Annotated in this window: 14 protein-coding genes; 5 read left to right on the forward strand and 9 right to left on the reverse strand. The window is 63.4% G+C overall.

The features are described from left to right. The coding region (locus QZL67_RS00725) for a helix-turn-helix domain-containing protein (RefSeq protein ID WP_292919596.1) at positions 1-804 on the reverse strand (804 nt) is incomplete at its 3' end. A gap of 154 nt (positions 805-958) precedes the next feature. On the opposite strand from QZL67_RS00725, the gene QZL67_RS00730 reads away from it, so the two are divergent. The 3 genes from QZL67_RS00730 to galE all read left to right on the forward strand — a co-directional run bounded on the left by QZL67_RS00730 (position 959) and on the right by galE (position 4,826). Beyond that, positions 959-2,239, forward strand: coding sequence for a galactokinase family protein (locus QZL67_RS00730; protein WP_022288874.1), 1,281 nt, complete (start codon positions 959-961; stop codon positions 2,237-2,239). Between the two features lie 13 nt (positions 2,240-2,252). Beyond that, a complete protein-coding gene (gene galT / locus QZL67_RS00735) occupies positions 2,253-3,746 on the forward strand; it encodes a UDP-glucose--hexose-1-phosphate uridylyltransferase (protein ID WP_022288875.1) in 1,494 nt (497 codons plus the stop codon). 90 nt (positions 3,747-3,836) lie between these two features. Then, positions 3,837-4,826, forward strand: coding sequence for a UDP-glucose 4-epimerase GalE (gene galE / locus QZL67_RS00740; protein ID WP_022288876.1), 990 nt, complete (start codon positions 3,837-3,839; stop codon positions 4,824-4,826). Between the two features lie 95 nt (positions 4,827-4,921). On the opposite strand, the gene QZL67_RS00745 is transcribed toward galE, so the two are convergent. From QZL67_RS00745 to QZL67_RS00755, 3 genes are all read right to left on the reverse strand, one after another. Beyond that, complete coding sequence (locus QZL67_RS00745) at positions 4,922-5,977, reverse strand: DUF4825 domain-containing protein (RefSeq protein ID WP_022288877.1); 1,056 nt, start codon at positions 5,975-5,977, stop codon at positions 4,922-4,924. After that, positions 5,967-6,449 (reverse strand): RNA polymerase sigma factor, encoded by a 483-nt coding sequence (locus QZL67_RS00750; protein WP_306765919.1) that lies wholly within the window; start codon positions 6,447-6,449, stop codon positions 5,967-5,969. The genes QZL67_RS00745 and QZL67_RS00750 overlap by 11 nt, the downstream gene beginning before the upstream one ends. 134 nt (positions 6,450-6,583) lie before the next feature. Further along, positions 6,584-7,243 (reverse strand): HAD family phosphatase, encoded by a 660-nt coding sequence (locus tag QZL67_RS00755; RefSeq protein ID WP_022288879.1) that lies wholly within the window; start codon positions 7,241-7,243, stop codon positions 6,584-6,586. Between the two features lie 106 nt (positions 7,244-7,349). On the opposite strand from QZL67_RS00755, the gene thpR reads away from it, so the two are divergent. Beyond that, complete coding sequence (thpR, locus tag QZL67_RS00760) at positions 7,350-7,853, forward strand: RNA 2',3'-cyclic phosphodiesterase (RefSeq protein ID WP_022288880.1); 504 nt, start codon at positions 7,350-7,352, stop codon at positions 7,851-7,853. A 36-nt stretch (positions 7,854-7,889) separates the two neighbouring features. Here thpR and QZL67_RS00765 read toward each other — a convergent pair whose 3' ends face one another. From QZL67_RS00765 to QZL67_RS00785, 5 genes are all read right to left on the reverse strand, one after another. Continuing rightward, positions 7,890-8,057 (reverse strand): hypothetical protein, encoded by a 168-nt coding sequence (locus tag QZL67_RS00765; RefSeq protein ID WP_022288881.1) that lies wholly within the window; start codon positions 8,055-8,057, stop codon positions 7,890-7,892. After that, positions 8,054-9,868: a M56 family metallopeptidase gene (locus QZL67_RS00770; protein WP_022288882.1), complete on the reverse strand. Its 1,815-nt coding sequence runs from the start codon at positions 9,866-9,868 to the stop codon at positions 8,054-8,056. Before QZL67_RS00770 ends, QZL67_RS00765 begins: the two co-directional genes overlap by 4 nt. Continuing rightward, positions 9,858-10,241: a BlaI/MecI/CopY family transcriptional regulator gene (locus tag QZL67_RS00775; RefSeq protein ID WP_022288883.1), complete on the reverse strand. Its 384-nt coding sequence runs from the start codon at positions 10,239-10,241 to the stop codon at positions 9,858-9,860. The genes QZL67_RS00770 and QZL67_RS00775 overlap by 11 nt, the downstream gene beginning before the upstream one ends. 160 nt (positions 10,242-10,401) lie before the next feature. Then, entirely contained in the window at positions 10,402-12,381 is a 1,980-nt protein-coding gene (gene metG, locus QZL67_RS00780; RefSeq protein WP_022288884.1) for a methionine--tRNA ligase, read from the reverse strand. A gap of 274 nt (positions 12,382-12,655) precedes the next feature. After that, entirely contained in the window at positions 12,656-12,802 is a 147-nt protein-coding gene (locus QZL67_RS00785; protein ID WP_022288885.1) for a hypothetical protein, read from the reverse strand. Positions 12,803-12,972: 170 nt separating this feature from the next. Between QZL67_RS00785 and QZL67_RS00790 the strand changes: the two genes are divergently transcribed. Continuing rightward, positions 12,973-13,766: LysR substrate-binding domain-containing protein (locus QZL67_RS00790; RefSeq protein WP_292919598.1), on the forward strand; the 794-nt coding region annotated here is incomplete at its 3' end.

Below are 13,766 nucleotides of genomic sequence, written 5' to 3' on the forward strand. Positions count from 1 at the left end.
GTACTCCGTGGGGCTCTGCCCCACCGCCCGCCGGAAGGCCCGGGAAAAATACAGCGGGTCCTCAAACCCCACGGAGGCTGCCACGGCGCTGATGGGCAGAGCGCTGTGGCGCAGCAGCTGGGTGGCCCGCTGGATGCGGTAGCGGATGAGATAGGCGCTGGGGGAGCAGCCGAACTCCGCCTGAAATGCCCGGTACAGACAGCTCCGGCTGACGCCTGCCTGCCGGGCTGCCTCATCCACGCCGATGGAGCGGGAGTAGTTCTGCTGCAGGAAGGCCGCCCCCTGTCGGGCGTAAACCGTCAGCGCCTCACCGCCCCGGGGAGGGGCCGTCTCCATCAAAAGCCCCAGGGCCGCCTGGAGATAGCCCGCCATCCGCACGGCACTGGGATAGTCTGCGCCCCGGGCCTTGTAGATGTCCAGCAGCGCCTGCCGCAGCCGCTCCCCCACCGCCGGATGCAGCACGGGGTGGGTGCGGGTGAAAGAGGTCTGAGCCAGCAGCAGCGCCGCGCTGGGCCCGGCAAACCCCACCCAGTAGTATTCCCAGGGGTCCTCCCGGTCCGCCTGATAGAGGATGGGCGTCTCCGGCCGGGCCAGGAAGGCGTCCCCGGCGGAGAGGACGAAAGTCCTGCCCTCCGTCTCATAGGTTCCCCGGCCGGAGACCACATAGTGGAGAAGATAGTGGTCCCGGACACCGGGGCCCCAGCCGTGGCCCGGCGGACATTTCTGAAAGCCTGAATTGTAAACCACCAGCGGCAGCTCCGCATGCGCGACCACCTTGAATGAGTGCTTGAAATCCCGGGCCATGGCGCCGTCCTCCCTCCTGCCTGCTCCTCCCTTTCAGCATACGCCGACGTAAACGGTTTTGCAACAAAAATCCATGGAAAGGGCCACGGCAGTGAATGGAAAAGACGGCAGTGCCCTGCTATGCTCAAATTAAGAACATCAAGGAGGTCTCACCATGGAGCAATCAACCCTGGAAACCCGCCTGCTCTCCGGCCGGCTGGACGGCGAGCTGACATGCCTGTACGGCGCGGAGCATCTGGAGGCGGCACGCAGCCGCTGCGCTGCCGTCCTGAGCGGCTTTGCCAAGACTTTTGAGTGCCTGCCCGAGGCCCTCTTCAGCGCCCCCGGCCGCACGGAGCTGGGCGGCAACCACACCGACCACCAGCACGGCCGGGTCCTGGCCGCCGCGGTGAATCTGGACATCCTGGCCGCCGCCGCGTCCAACCAGAGCGGCATGATCCGAGTTCAGTCCGAGGGATATCCCCTGATCGTGGTGGATCTGAAGGAGCTGACCCCCAAGCAGGCCGAGGAGAACACCTCCGCCGCATTGATCCGGGGCGTGGCCGCCCGGATGGCTGCCCTGGGCTGCCCCCTTCAGGACGCCGGTCTCGACGCCTACGTGGTCTCCAACGTCCCCGGCGGCAGCGGCCTCTCCTCTTCCGCCGCCTTTGAGGTGCTCATCGGCACCATGCTCAGTGAGCTGTTCTGGAACGGCAAAAGCTCCGCCGTGGAGATCGCCCAGATCGGGCAGTACGCCGAGAACGTCTTCTTCGGAAAGCCCTGCGGCCTCATGGACCAGACCGCCTCCTCCGTGGGCGGCGTGGTGGCCATCGACTTTGCCGACACCGCCCACCCGGCGGTGGAGAGCATATCCCTGGACCTCCATGCCCAGGGATATGCATTGTGTATCCTGGACTCCGGCGCGGGCCACGCGGACCTCACCGGGGAGTATGCCGCCATCACCGATGAGCTGAGGGCCGTCTCCCACCACTTCGGCAAGGAGGTCCTCCGGGAGGTACCGGAGGCGGACTTCCTGCGGGAACTGCCGGCGCTGCGGAAGGAGGCCGGGGACCGGGGCGTTCTGCGGGCCTTCCACTTCTATGCGGAAAACCAGCGGGCCGCCGACGAGGCCCAGGCCCTGCGGGACGGGGATTTCGACCGCTTTTTGGAACTGGTCCGGGCCTCCGGCCGCTCCTCTGCCCAGTATCTGCAGAACGTGGTGCCCACCGGTCAGACGGAGCACCAGGAGCTGATGGTGACCATCGCTCTCAGCGAGCGCATTCTGGCGGGCCGGGGCGCCGTGCGGGTCCACGGCGGCGGCTTCGGCGGCACTGCCCAGGCCTTTGTGCCCCTGGACCTGCTGGAGGAATTCAAGACGCGGACCGAGGAAGTGCTGGGCGCAGGCAGCTGCCACGTGCTCTCCATCCGCCCCGTGGGCGGCACCCGGATCGCGTGAGGAGGAAGAGACCATGATCGATACCTTTCTTGCCGAGCTGGCGGATTACGGCGTCCGCACGGGCCTCATCGAGGAGGCCGACCACACCTGGGCGGTGAACCGGCTGCTGGAGGCGCTGCACCTGACGGCTTTCACCCAGCCGGAGACGCTGCCCCAGCCCCCCCGCCCCCTGGAGGATATTCTCCGGGACATCCTGGACTGGGCGGAAGCCAACGGCCGCATCGAGGGCGGCGTGGTCAGCCGGGACCTGCTGGACACGGAGCTGATGGGCCGCCTGACGCCCCGCCCCTCCCAGGTGCTTACTACCTTCCGGGAGCGCTATGCCCAGTCCCCGGAGACCGCCACCGACTGGTACTACCGGTTCAGCCAGGATACGGACTACATCCGCCGCTACCGCATCGCCCGGGATGTGAAATGGGTCACCTCCACGGAGTTTGGGGACCTGGACATCACCATCAACCTCTCCAAACCGGAGAAGGACCCCCGGGCCATCGCCGCCGCCAAGGCGGCGCCCCAGAGCGGCTATCCCAAGTGCCAGCTGTGCCGGGAGAATGAGGGCTACGCCGGCCGGGTGGACCATCCCGCCCGCCAGAATCACCGGGTCATCCCCGTCACCATCGATGGGCAAAGCTGGTTCTTCCAGTACAGCCCCTATGTCTACTATAACGAGCACTGCATCGTCTTCAACGGCAAGCACATCCCCATGAAGATCGACCGCTCCACCTTCCGCAAGCAGCTGGACTTCATCCGCCAGTTCCCCCACTACTTCGTGGGCTCCAACGCGGACCTGCCCATCGTGGGCGGCTCCATCCTGAGCCATGACCACTTCCAGGGCGGCCGCTACACCTTTGCCATGGAGAAGGCTCCAGTGGAAAAGACCGTCTCCTTCCCGGGCTTTGAGGACGTGGAGGCGGGCATCGTCCACTGGCCCCTCTCCGTCATCCGGCTGCGCTGCGCCGACGATGAGCGCCTGGTGGACCTGGCGGACAAGATTCTTGCCGCCTGGCGGGGATACTCGGACCCCGACGCCTTTATCTTTGCCGAGACCGACGGTGATCCCCACAACACCATCACCCCCATCGCCCGCAAGCGAAACGGCAAGTACGAGCTGGACCTGGTGCTGCGCAACAACATCACAACGGAGGAGTACCCCCTGGGTGTGTTCCATCCCCATCAGGAGCTCCACCACATCAAAAAGGAGAACATCGGCCTCATCGAGGTTATGGGCCTTGCGGTGCTGCCTGCCCGGCTGAAGAACGAGCTCAAGGAGCTGGCGGATGTTCTGGTCTCCGGCGGCGACCTGCGGGGGAGCGACACCATCGCCAAGCACGCCGACTGGGCGGAGGAGCTGCAGACGCGCTACACCTTCACCGCCGACAATGTGGAGGGAATCCTCCAGGACGAGGTGGGCAAGGTGTTTGCCCGGGTGCTGGAGGACGCAGGCGTCTACAAGTGCACCCCCGAGGGCCGGGCGGCCTTTGAAAAGTTTATCGCGTCTGTAAAATAAAGCACATCACCTGTCCTGAAAAGGCAGGCGAACCAACCGGGCGCCCCGCTCCGGCGGGAGAGCCCCAGAACAAAGAAGGAGGAAACGGGTATGAAAACGATTCTTGTTGCCGGCGGCGCCGGCTACATCGGCAGCCATATGGTGGCACTGCTGGTGGAAAAGGGCTATGACGTAGTGGTGGTGGACAACCTGCGCACCGGCCACTGGCAGGCGGTGAAGGGCGCCCGGAAGCTCTATGTGGGCGACCTGCGGGACGCGGCCTTCCTGGACACTGTGTTCAGCGAGAACCACATTGACGGCGTCATCAACTTCGCCGCCTACTCCCTGGTGGGCGAGAGTGTCACAAACCCCCTGAAGTACTACGGCAACAACGTGGCGGGCTCCCAGTCCATGCTGACGGCCATGAAGGAGCACGGCGTGGACAAGATCGTCTTCTCCTCCACTGCCGCCACCTACGGCGAGCCGGAAAAGCAGCCCATCGAAGAGTGCGACCGCACCGACCCCACCAACCCCTACGGCGCCACCAAGCTGGCCATCGAGGGGATGCTCAAGTGGTGCGACAAGGCCTACGGCATCCACTACGTGGCGCTGCGGTACTTCAACGCCGCCGGCTCCAACCCCGATGTGGGCATCGGTGAGGACCACAACCCCGAGTCCCACCTGATCCCCCTGGTGATGAAGACCGCCCTGGGCCAGCGGGACCACATCGGCATCTTCGGTGACGACTATCCCACCCCCGACGGCACCTGCATCCGGGATTACATCCACGTCCGGGATCTGGCGGAGGCCCATCTGCTGGCGCTGGAGCACCTGGAAAAGACCGGCGAGAGCGGTGTGTTCAACCTGGGCAGCGGCGACGGCTACTCCGTCAAGGAGATCATCGACACCGCCCGCCGCATCACCGGCAAGGCCATCCCCGCCGTGGTGGAGCCCCGCCGGGCCGGCGATCCCTCCGTGCTGATCGCCTCCAACCACAAGGCCGCCGAGGTCCTGGGCTGGAAGCCCAAGCGGGGATTGGACGAGATCATTGCCGACGCCTGGACCTGGCACTCCGGCCACCCCAACGGCTACGAAAACTAACATCACATGGGCAGTGGGGCCTGCGGTTCCCCGGCCCATAAAAAAGAAGGAGCATTGCCGTCATGGCAATGCTCCTTTTTTGATTTGTTACCGTGTCAGTAGTCAGTCCCGGCGGCGCGGACAGCGTCCACATATACCTGCCAGAAGATGGCGTCCAGCCGCTGGAGCATCGCCGGGGACTGGGCATAGTCCTTGACGCTCCTCAGGGCCTCCCAGTCGGTGCCGTTGGCATCGTTGTAGGCATCCGTCAGCTCCGGCAGGCGTGCGTTGACTTCCTCCAGCGTGACGGTGTGGGTCTGGATGTTCCCCTGATCGTCGGGACAGGTCCAGGATACGGTGCCGAGATTGTCCACCACGGCCAGCATCTGAGGGGCCAGGTAGGGCATCAGTTCGTTGGTGAGCCCATCGATTTTCCGTTCAAAGTCCACGGTCCAGCCATAGGGCTCGGCGCTGGTCTCCAGACGGAAGGTGTAGCTCCCCAGCCTGTCGAGATGAAGCGCCTGGGCCACCTCGTTCAGGGCGGAGGGATTTCCCACATAGGGCGTCCGGGCCTCATAGAGGGTTTCAAACTGCTCCAGGGCCTTTCCGGCGGTGATGGTCCCCTCCTGCCAGATGAGACGGCCGCACAGGTAGACCTCCTGCACTCCCTCCAGCGGGATGTCCAGCTTTGCAGAGGCGGTGTTGTGCAGCGGGGAGACCAGCCCCTCCCGGGCGGAGATCTCCACCACGCCGTCCTGGCTCCTGGTATTCCAGCCCCAGTAGGCATTGGCGGAAGCGGCGGAGGAGATGCGCAGGGAGAGGACCTCATCGGATTGCTCCACATAAAATACCATGCTCTCGGGGCCGGCGGCACTTCCCAGCAAAAAAAGTTTCGCTGCCAGCACTCCCATGAGTACCAGCACTGTCACCAATACCGCCAGCACCACCCGCTTCCAGCCCCGGCGCTTCACCTTTTTCAGATAGTCCACCTCTTTGGCGGTTTCCTCCTCCGGCGTGGGCTCCGGGGCGCGCATGGCGGCAAGACGGGCCGCACAGGCGGGACACGACGTAAGATGGGCCTCTACGGCATCGTTGGTCTCCGGCTCCGTCAGCCCCTCCACATAGGCGGGCAGCAGGTCCCGCACCACTGCACAGGGCAGATTATCCTTCATGGTGTTCCCCTCCTTTTTTCAGCTGTTCCTTGCTCCGGTAAAAGGTCACCCGGGCCCAGGTTTCCGTCCGGCCCAGCACCTCCCCGATCTCCCGGAAACTCAAGCCCCCGAACGTGCGCAGATACACCACCTCCCGCCCCGGCTCCGGCAGGGCGTGGATGCGCCGCAGCAGCGACAGGTGGCCGTCCCGGTCCATCGCTTCCGCCTCGGCGGAGGGCAGAGGCGGCAGACCGTCGTCGGTCTCCGGCAGCGGCTCCTCCCGGCGGCGTTTGCGGACGTGCTGATAAAAAAGGTGCTTTGCGATCTGACACAGCCAGGTGGACACCTTGCAGCTGCCGTCAAAGCGGTCCGCCGACCGCACCGCCTGGTAAAAGGTCTCTTGGGTCAGCTCCTCCGCTGTCTCCGGGTCATGGCACAGGGAGAGAAGAAACTTATAGACCGTCCGGGCATGGGCGCGGTAAATTTCCTCCATGGATTCCACGGGCGTCTCCCTCCTCTCTTCGTCCATAAATCCCCGGCAGGGATAATTCGTTACACTCGGGGGCAAAAATTTAAGAAAGAAAAAAGGGGCCCGTTCAGGGTCCCTTTCCGCGGTCCGCCGGAGCGTCAGCCCATGGCGGTGGTGTCAAACATCTCCTCGAAGGAACGGAGGTAGTAGTCTGCCTCCGCCTGGATGGCCGCCTGGTCTGCCTCCGCTGCCGGGTTGTAGACTCCCGCCACCCGGAAGCCTGCCGCCTTGGCGGTGCGGATGGCGGCCAGGGAGTCCTCGAAGACCACCGTGTCCCGCTTGCTGGACTGGAGCCGCCGCATGGCCCCCTCGTAGATGGCGGGACTGTCCTCTTTCTGGGCGCCCACATCGGCGCAGGTGATCAGCCCGCGGAAATAGCCGTCGATACCGGCGCAGCGCAGCGCTGCCTCCGCCAGGCGCCGGTCCGTGGAGGTGGCCACGTACATCCACACTCCCTCCATCTTCAGAAGGGACAGTGCCTTGTCCACACCGGGCTTGGCCTGGACGCGGTGGCAGTAAAAGTCTGCCGCGCCGGAGCTGACCTCCCCCAGAATCTCCTCCAGGGAGGCGGTGAGGTGGTAGTGTTCCTTGCAATAGGCCGCGCCCTCCTTGGGCGTCATGGCGGACACCAGGGCGCCTACGCCGGGCTCCGGGTCGGCGCCGTACTTTTTCAGCAGGTCCAGGCACAACTGCTCCCAGAAGGAAGCGGTGTCCAGTAGCGTGCCGTCCAGATCAAAAATTGCACTTTGCAGTCTCATGGAATCATTCCTCGCTTTCCGAAGCCGGAAAAACTTCCGGTAGATCTCATTGTATCACTGTGATAGGATGGAAAACAAGGAACAAAGTGTGAAAGGTGGGAACTCTATGCGGCTGTTTACGGCAATCCGCCCCTCCCCGGCGGCGGAAGAAACCCTGCTGGCGGCCCAGGCGGAACTGCGCCGTCTGGGCCGGGGGAGCTTTCCCCGGCGGGAGATGCTGCACCTGACGCTGGCCTTTCTGGGCGAGACGGCGGACGCTGCGGCGGCAAAGGCGGCGGTGGAGGAACTCCGGGGCACCGGAGCCTTTTCCCTGACAGTGGAGGGCGTGGGCCGCTTCGGAGATACCTGGTGGGCGGGAGTGCGGGAGAACTCTGCTTTGGAGCATCTGGCCCTGGGACTTCAGGAGAACCTGCGCCGCCGGGGCTTTGCCATCGAGGCACGGCCCTGGATGCCCCACATCACCCTGGCCCGACACTACCAGCTCAGGGAAACGATGTCCGCGCCGTCCCTCCCGCCTGTGGAGATGGAGGTCCAGGAGGTACTGCTGCTGGAATCCCTTCAGCGGGAAGGCCGGAGCGTGTACGAGGTACGTTGGGCCTCGGCACTGTAAAGAAAAACAGGAGAGGGGTCCCCTCTCCTGTTTTCTTTACTGCCAACGGAATTGCCGGGCGGTATATTGGTCGGCGCAGCGGAAAAACAGCTCCCGGCTGCGGAACTCCAGCTGGGGACAGCCTTCCATGGGATGGAAGGATACCACCCGCCGCTGCCGGTCCACCCAGATGCGGATGACCGGTTCAGCCTGGGGAGCGGTCATGTGAGATCTTCGCCCGCCGCCAGGGCCTCCTTGGCCTCTTCAATGGTCGTGCCGCCGGAGAAGTGGCCGCCGCAGCTCATGGAGTATTCCCCGATGACATTGTGCTCACTGTCGTACAGGGGAATTGTGAATTCGTGGGGGCACTCCTGTGCGGAAAGGTTGGGGATGGCTTCCTCGTCTGTCCGGGAGATATAGCTCTGCTGCCCATCCGAGCGGCCTACGGCGATCAGATCCGGCAGGTATCCGACATAATAACACAGTCTTCTGTCGCCATAAGACTCGCCCCGGCTGTTGACGGGATACTGATCATTGACCAGGGTATTCAGCAGGGGCCGTTCCACGTCTGTGTCCAGAGTGTCCGGGTTGCTCACAAAGTATTCCACCATACACAAAGGCGCACCGCAGAACTCGTTTTTGGTGATAAAGTACTTGTACCAGACGCCGTTGATCTGGGCATAGGAACTGAGATCATCGTCCGGCAGCAGCGTGCCGCCCCGGCTGGCGATCAGCTCCGGGTCTCCCCGGACGGCGGTCTCCATAATGACCCGGAGTTCGTCGGAGACGGCGGGCGCCTGCGGCGCAGGGGTCTGGACCGCATCCTCCGGCTGAGAGATGGGTTCTTCCATCTGGGCGGCCGTTTCCGCCGGCGTCTCCTGGGGGGAAGAGGTCTCCTCCGGCAGGGGTTCCGCCGCCGGCACAGCCGTTTCGGAAGGTTCGGTCTCCGCAGGCGTCTTTTCCGGCTGCGGGGCAGTTTGAACAGCTGCGGAAGTTTCCGGCGCTGCCGTTACCAGCGAATCTCCGGCGGACAGGGCCGCCGCTGTTCCGCAGGTCAGCACCGCCGCCGCGGCCAGCAGATCCAGAAAACGTCTGCGGCCGTTCATGGGAGCGATATGCAGCATTTTTTTCAGTCTCCTTTCCAGGACCTCCCGGGAGGAGAGACACAGGGCCCAGGGGCCTGCATCTCCAGGGTTCCCGGCGGCCATTTGCAGCAGGAGCCGACCGTACCGGAGCCGTTCCCGGCGATTCAGGAGTCCGGCTACGTCCTCGTCGCAGCGTTCCTCCTCTACCTCCCGGACGGTTCGGTCCAGCATGTGAAATAACGGATTGTACCAGTGCAGGATCAGGGCGGTCATGGCGCAAAGCCGCACCCACAGATCGCCCCGGCGAATGTGGTCCAGCTCATGGAGCAGCAGGCACTTGAGCGCTTCCGGGTCTGAGTGTGTTTCCGGCAGCAGCACCACCGGGCGCAGCACACCCGTTACCAGCGGGGACGATACCGCCGCTGAGGTGCGCACCGCCACCGGGCAGTGCAGGCCCAGCAGGGCGCAGCAGTGCGGGAGCGTTTCCAAAACCGTTTCCTCCGTCACCGGCCGGGAGGTATGTACTAGACGCCCCAGGGCCTTGCGGGTCCGCAGTTTCCGCACCAGCAGCCACGCGGCTCCCAGCAGCCAGATGCCTGCCGACAGAGCCAGGACCCACCGGGGCAGGACCAGCGTTCCACCCGGTGCCGTGGCGCCGGTGATCTCCGGCACCACGGGCAGTACAGGGGCTACTGCGGTGCCTGGCAGGGCGGACTCCGTCGGCACCGGAGCGGGCGTGTTCCCTGCCGCGGCCGGGAGTGAGGTGAGAAGTCCCCGGACCAGGGAAAAGAGCCGCCCCAGAGGCACCAGCGCAAATACTAGGCTCAGCCGCACCATCCAGTCCTCCCACCGGGCGCTCAGCCGTCCCCGGGACAACCACCGCAGCAGCAGGCACGCCGCCGTTGCCGCGCTGCCGGAGATGGCCAGGCTCGCCAGCGTATCAATCAGCATGTTCCGCCTCCTGTTCAAACCAGCGGCGCAGGGTGTCCAGCTCCTCCTTTTTCAGAGGTTCTCCGCCGTAGAAGGCCGCCAGAAAGTCCAGCAGGTCTCCGTGGTAGTGTTCATCCACCAGGCGCCGGGCCTCCAGCTTTTGGTAGCCCTGCTCCGTGACGGCGGGGGTGTAGAAATTGGACCGGCCCCGGCGCTCCACGGATAAAACGCCCTTTTCCACGAGGCGGCTCAAAAAGGTGGACATGGTCTGGATCTTCCATCCCTTGTGGGAAAAGAGTTCCAGCAGCTCCGCAGCGGTCACCGGCGATCCGGCGTCCCAGATCACCCGCATGATCTCCATCTCAGACTCCGACAAACTTTGAAATTGGCCCATGTGATGCACCTCCAAAAACTACATCAATGTAGTACATCTTCTTTATACTACAACTGTGTAGTATATGTCAAGCGGAAGGATGAACCTTTCCACAAAAAACACCGCCCCGTGGAAAACGGGACGGCGTTTTATCAGAGATTGGGATTTTTTCTAGGGCTTCTCAGCAGAGCTTGGCACCGGCCGGAATGGCGTCATCCACCATCAGCAGGTGGAGCTTCTCTTCGCCGTGCTCGGTGTGGACGGCGGAGATCAGCATGCCGTTGGATTCAAGGCCCATCATCTTCCGGGGCGGCAGGTTCACGATGGCAACCAGCGTCTTGCCCACCAGGTCCTCCGGCTCGTAGAACTTGTGGATACCGGAGAGGATCTGACGGTCCGTGCCGGTGCCGTCGTCCAGAATGAACTTGAGGAGCTTTTCGCTCTTCTTCACGGCCTCACAGGACTTCACCTTCACCACCCGGAAATCGGACTTGCAGAAGGTGTCGAAGTCCACCTTCTCCGTGAGCTGGGGCTCCACCTCCACGGCGGGCAGCGCGGCCTTCCGGGCCGCGGCTTCCAGCTCCTCCAGCTCGGTGAGGGCCTTCTCCGCGTCGATGCGGGGGAAGAGGTTCTCGCCCTTGGTGACGACGGCGTCCTCCGGCAGGCTGCCCCAGGCAGCGGCGCTGTCCCAGGTGCGGACATCGGCGCCGGCGCCGATCTGGGCGAAGAGCTTGTCGCAGCTCTCCGGCATGAAGGGGCTCAGGAGGATGCCGCAGATACGGGTGGTCTCCAGGAGGTTATAGAGAACGTGAGCGAGACGGGCGCTGTTTTTCTCCATGTCCTTGGCCAGGGCCCAGGGGGCGGTCTCGTCGATATACTTGTTGGCCCGCTGGATCACGTGGAACACCTCATCCAGGGCCTTGTGGGGGGCGAAGGTTTCCATGGCGCTTTCATACTTTGCCCGCAGACCGGAGGCCATGGCGATAAGATCGGTGTCGAAGGACTCCGGCGCGCTGCAGCTGCGGCAGCCCTCCGGCAGCTTGCCGCCGAAGTACTTGCCCACCATGGCGGTGGTGCGGGAGACCAGGTTGCCCAGATCGTTGGCAAGGTCGGTGTTGATGGTCTGAATCAGCAGCTCGTTGGAGAAGTTTCCGTCGGAGCCGAAGGGGAACGTGCGCATCAGGAAGAAGCGCAGGGCGTCCACGCCGAATTTCTCCGCCAGGATATAGGGGTCCACAACGTTGCCCTTGGACTTGCTCATCTTGCCGCCGTCCAGCAGCAGCCAGCCGTGGCCAAAGACGTGCTTGGGCAGAGGCAGCTCCATACTCATGAGCATGGCGGGCCAAATGATGGAGTGGAACCGGACGATCTCCTTGCCCACGATATGGACGTCGGCGGGCCAATACTTGTCGTAGTCGTGGTAGCGGTCATTCAGATAGCCCAGGGCGGTGATATAGTTGGAGAGGGCGTCCACCCACACGTATACCACGTGACCCGGGTCGAAGTCCACGGGGATGCCCCAGGTGAAGGAAGTGCGGGAGACGCACAGATCCTCCAGACCGGGATCGATGAAGTTTTTCACCATCTCGTTGACCCGGGAGCGGGGCTGGAGGAAGTCGGTATTTTCCAGCAGATCCCGGATGCGGTCGGCGTACTTGGACAGGCGGAAGAAATAGGCCTCCTCCTCCGCGTCCTGGACCTCACGGCCGCAGTCGGGGCACTTGCCGTCCACCAGCTGGCTCTCGGTCCAGAAGCTCTCGCAGGGCTTGCAGTATTTGCCCTTGTAGGTGCCCTTGTAGATGTCGCCCTTTTCATACATCTTCTTGAAGATCTTCTGGACGCTCTCCATATGGTAGTCGTCGGTGGTGCGGATGAAACGGTCGTTGGAGATGTTCATCAGCTTCCACAGATCCTTGACGCCCTTGGGACCTTCCACGATGCGGTCCACGAACTCCTTGGGGGTGATGCCGGCCTCCTTGGCCTTGTCCTCAATCTTCTGGCCGTGCTCGTCGGTGCCGGTGAGGAACATTACGTCGCACCCGGTCAGACGCTTATAGCGGGCGATGGCATCGGTGGCCACGGTGCAGTAGGTGTGGCCGATGTGGAGCTTGTCGGAGGGGTAGTAGATGGGGGTGGTGATATAGAACTTCTTTTGTTCCATAGGTATTCTCCTTTGTTACGACGCTCCGAATGGAAGAGCGCCGGAAATCACAGCGGGATCGCTCCCGCAATCATACACTCGTTTATTATATCGAACCGCTCCCCAAATTACAACGATTTGCGGAAGTTTTCCTGGAAAATGACAGCAAAAAGCGCCGGTGCATTTGCACCGGCGCCGGTTGCTGGGAGGTGTGGGGAACACGGGCCGCCCCCACAAAAAGGAGCGGTGTTCCCCCCGGCCGAAAAGGGACAGAGGGGGTCCCGACGGCCGAAGATCAGACAAGACCACCGAATTTCAGGTAGTTCTTGACGAGGTCATAGTATTTGACGTTGACCTGCAGTGCGCGGCTGTGCTTGCCGCAGTCCTCTGCGGGGATGACGCGCGCTTCATAGGCATAGACCTGAGAAAGATCGTTTTTCATCGTGATACAACTCCTTCAGCTCAGAATTTACATCCGCAGCCTCTTTACGGGGCTGCTCCCTTGCTGTACACTTATCATAGTGCGAGGCCCCTGGAAAGTCAAAACGGTAAAACCGATTGTGATAATTAACAAAACCGATGGACGTTTTTTGTGGAAAGGAGCAAAAAAGGATGGACATCAAGAACCCAGAGTATATTCTGGAGATCGCCCGGCAGCAAAGCGTGACCCACGCGGCGGAGAAGCTGTTCGTCACCCAGTCCACCCTGAGCCAGTACCTTCTGAAGCTGGAAAGCGAGCTGGGAACGCCCCTGTTCTTCCGGGAAAAAACGGGTCTGGTGCCCACGGAGGCGGGGCAGGTATATCTCCAGGCGGCCCGGGCGGTGGTGGAAGTCCAGAACGCGGCGGCGGCCAGCATCGCGGCGCTGAAAAAGGAGGGGTTCCTCTGCGTGGGGGTCTCCTTCTGGGGGCTGACGCTGGTGACCGATCTGCTGCCGGCCTTCAAGGCCCGGTTTCCGGACATTACCCTGCGGCTGTTTGTGGATGACTATGCCCATCTCAAGGGGATGATGCAGGCGGGTCGGATCGACCTTGCCGTCATCTCCATCACGGAGGACGACGACCGCCCGGCCCAGGGGGCCGTGCCGCTGCGGCGGGAGGAGCTGGTGGCGGCGCTGCCCCGGGAGGCGGCCTACTGCCTGGAACATCCGCAGGAGGAGATCATTTCGGTGGAGCAGCTGCCCCAGGTGCTGGATACGCTGAGTTTTGTCTCCCCGGACGAGGGGGCCAGCATCCGCCGGATCGAGGATGCCCTGTTCCGCAAGCTGCTCTATCGGCCGCATGTGATCTGCGAGGTAGAGCGGGAGGACAGTGCCGCCCGGATGGTGGCTGCCGGTGTGGGTGCGGCCATCCTCTCCGTGGAGGACGTGCGGGGCGTTGGGGAGATCCGGGCGTTCCGGCTGGACCC

Origin of the sequence: Oscillibacter sp. CAG:155, from assembly GCA_000436875.1 — a bacterium.
Taxonomy (GTDB): domain Bacteria; phylum Bacillota; class Clostridia; order Oscillospirales; family Oscillospiraceae; genus Oscillibacter.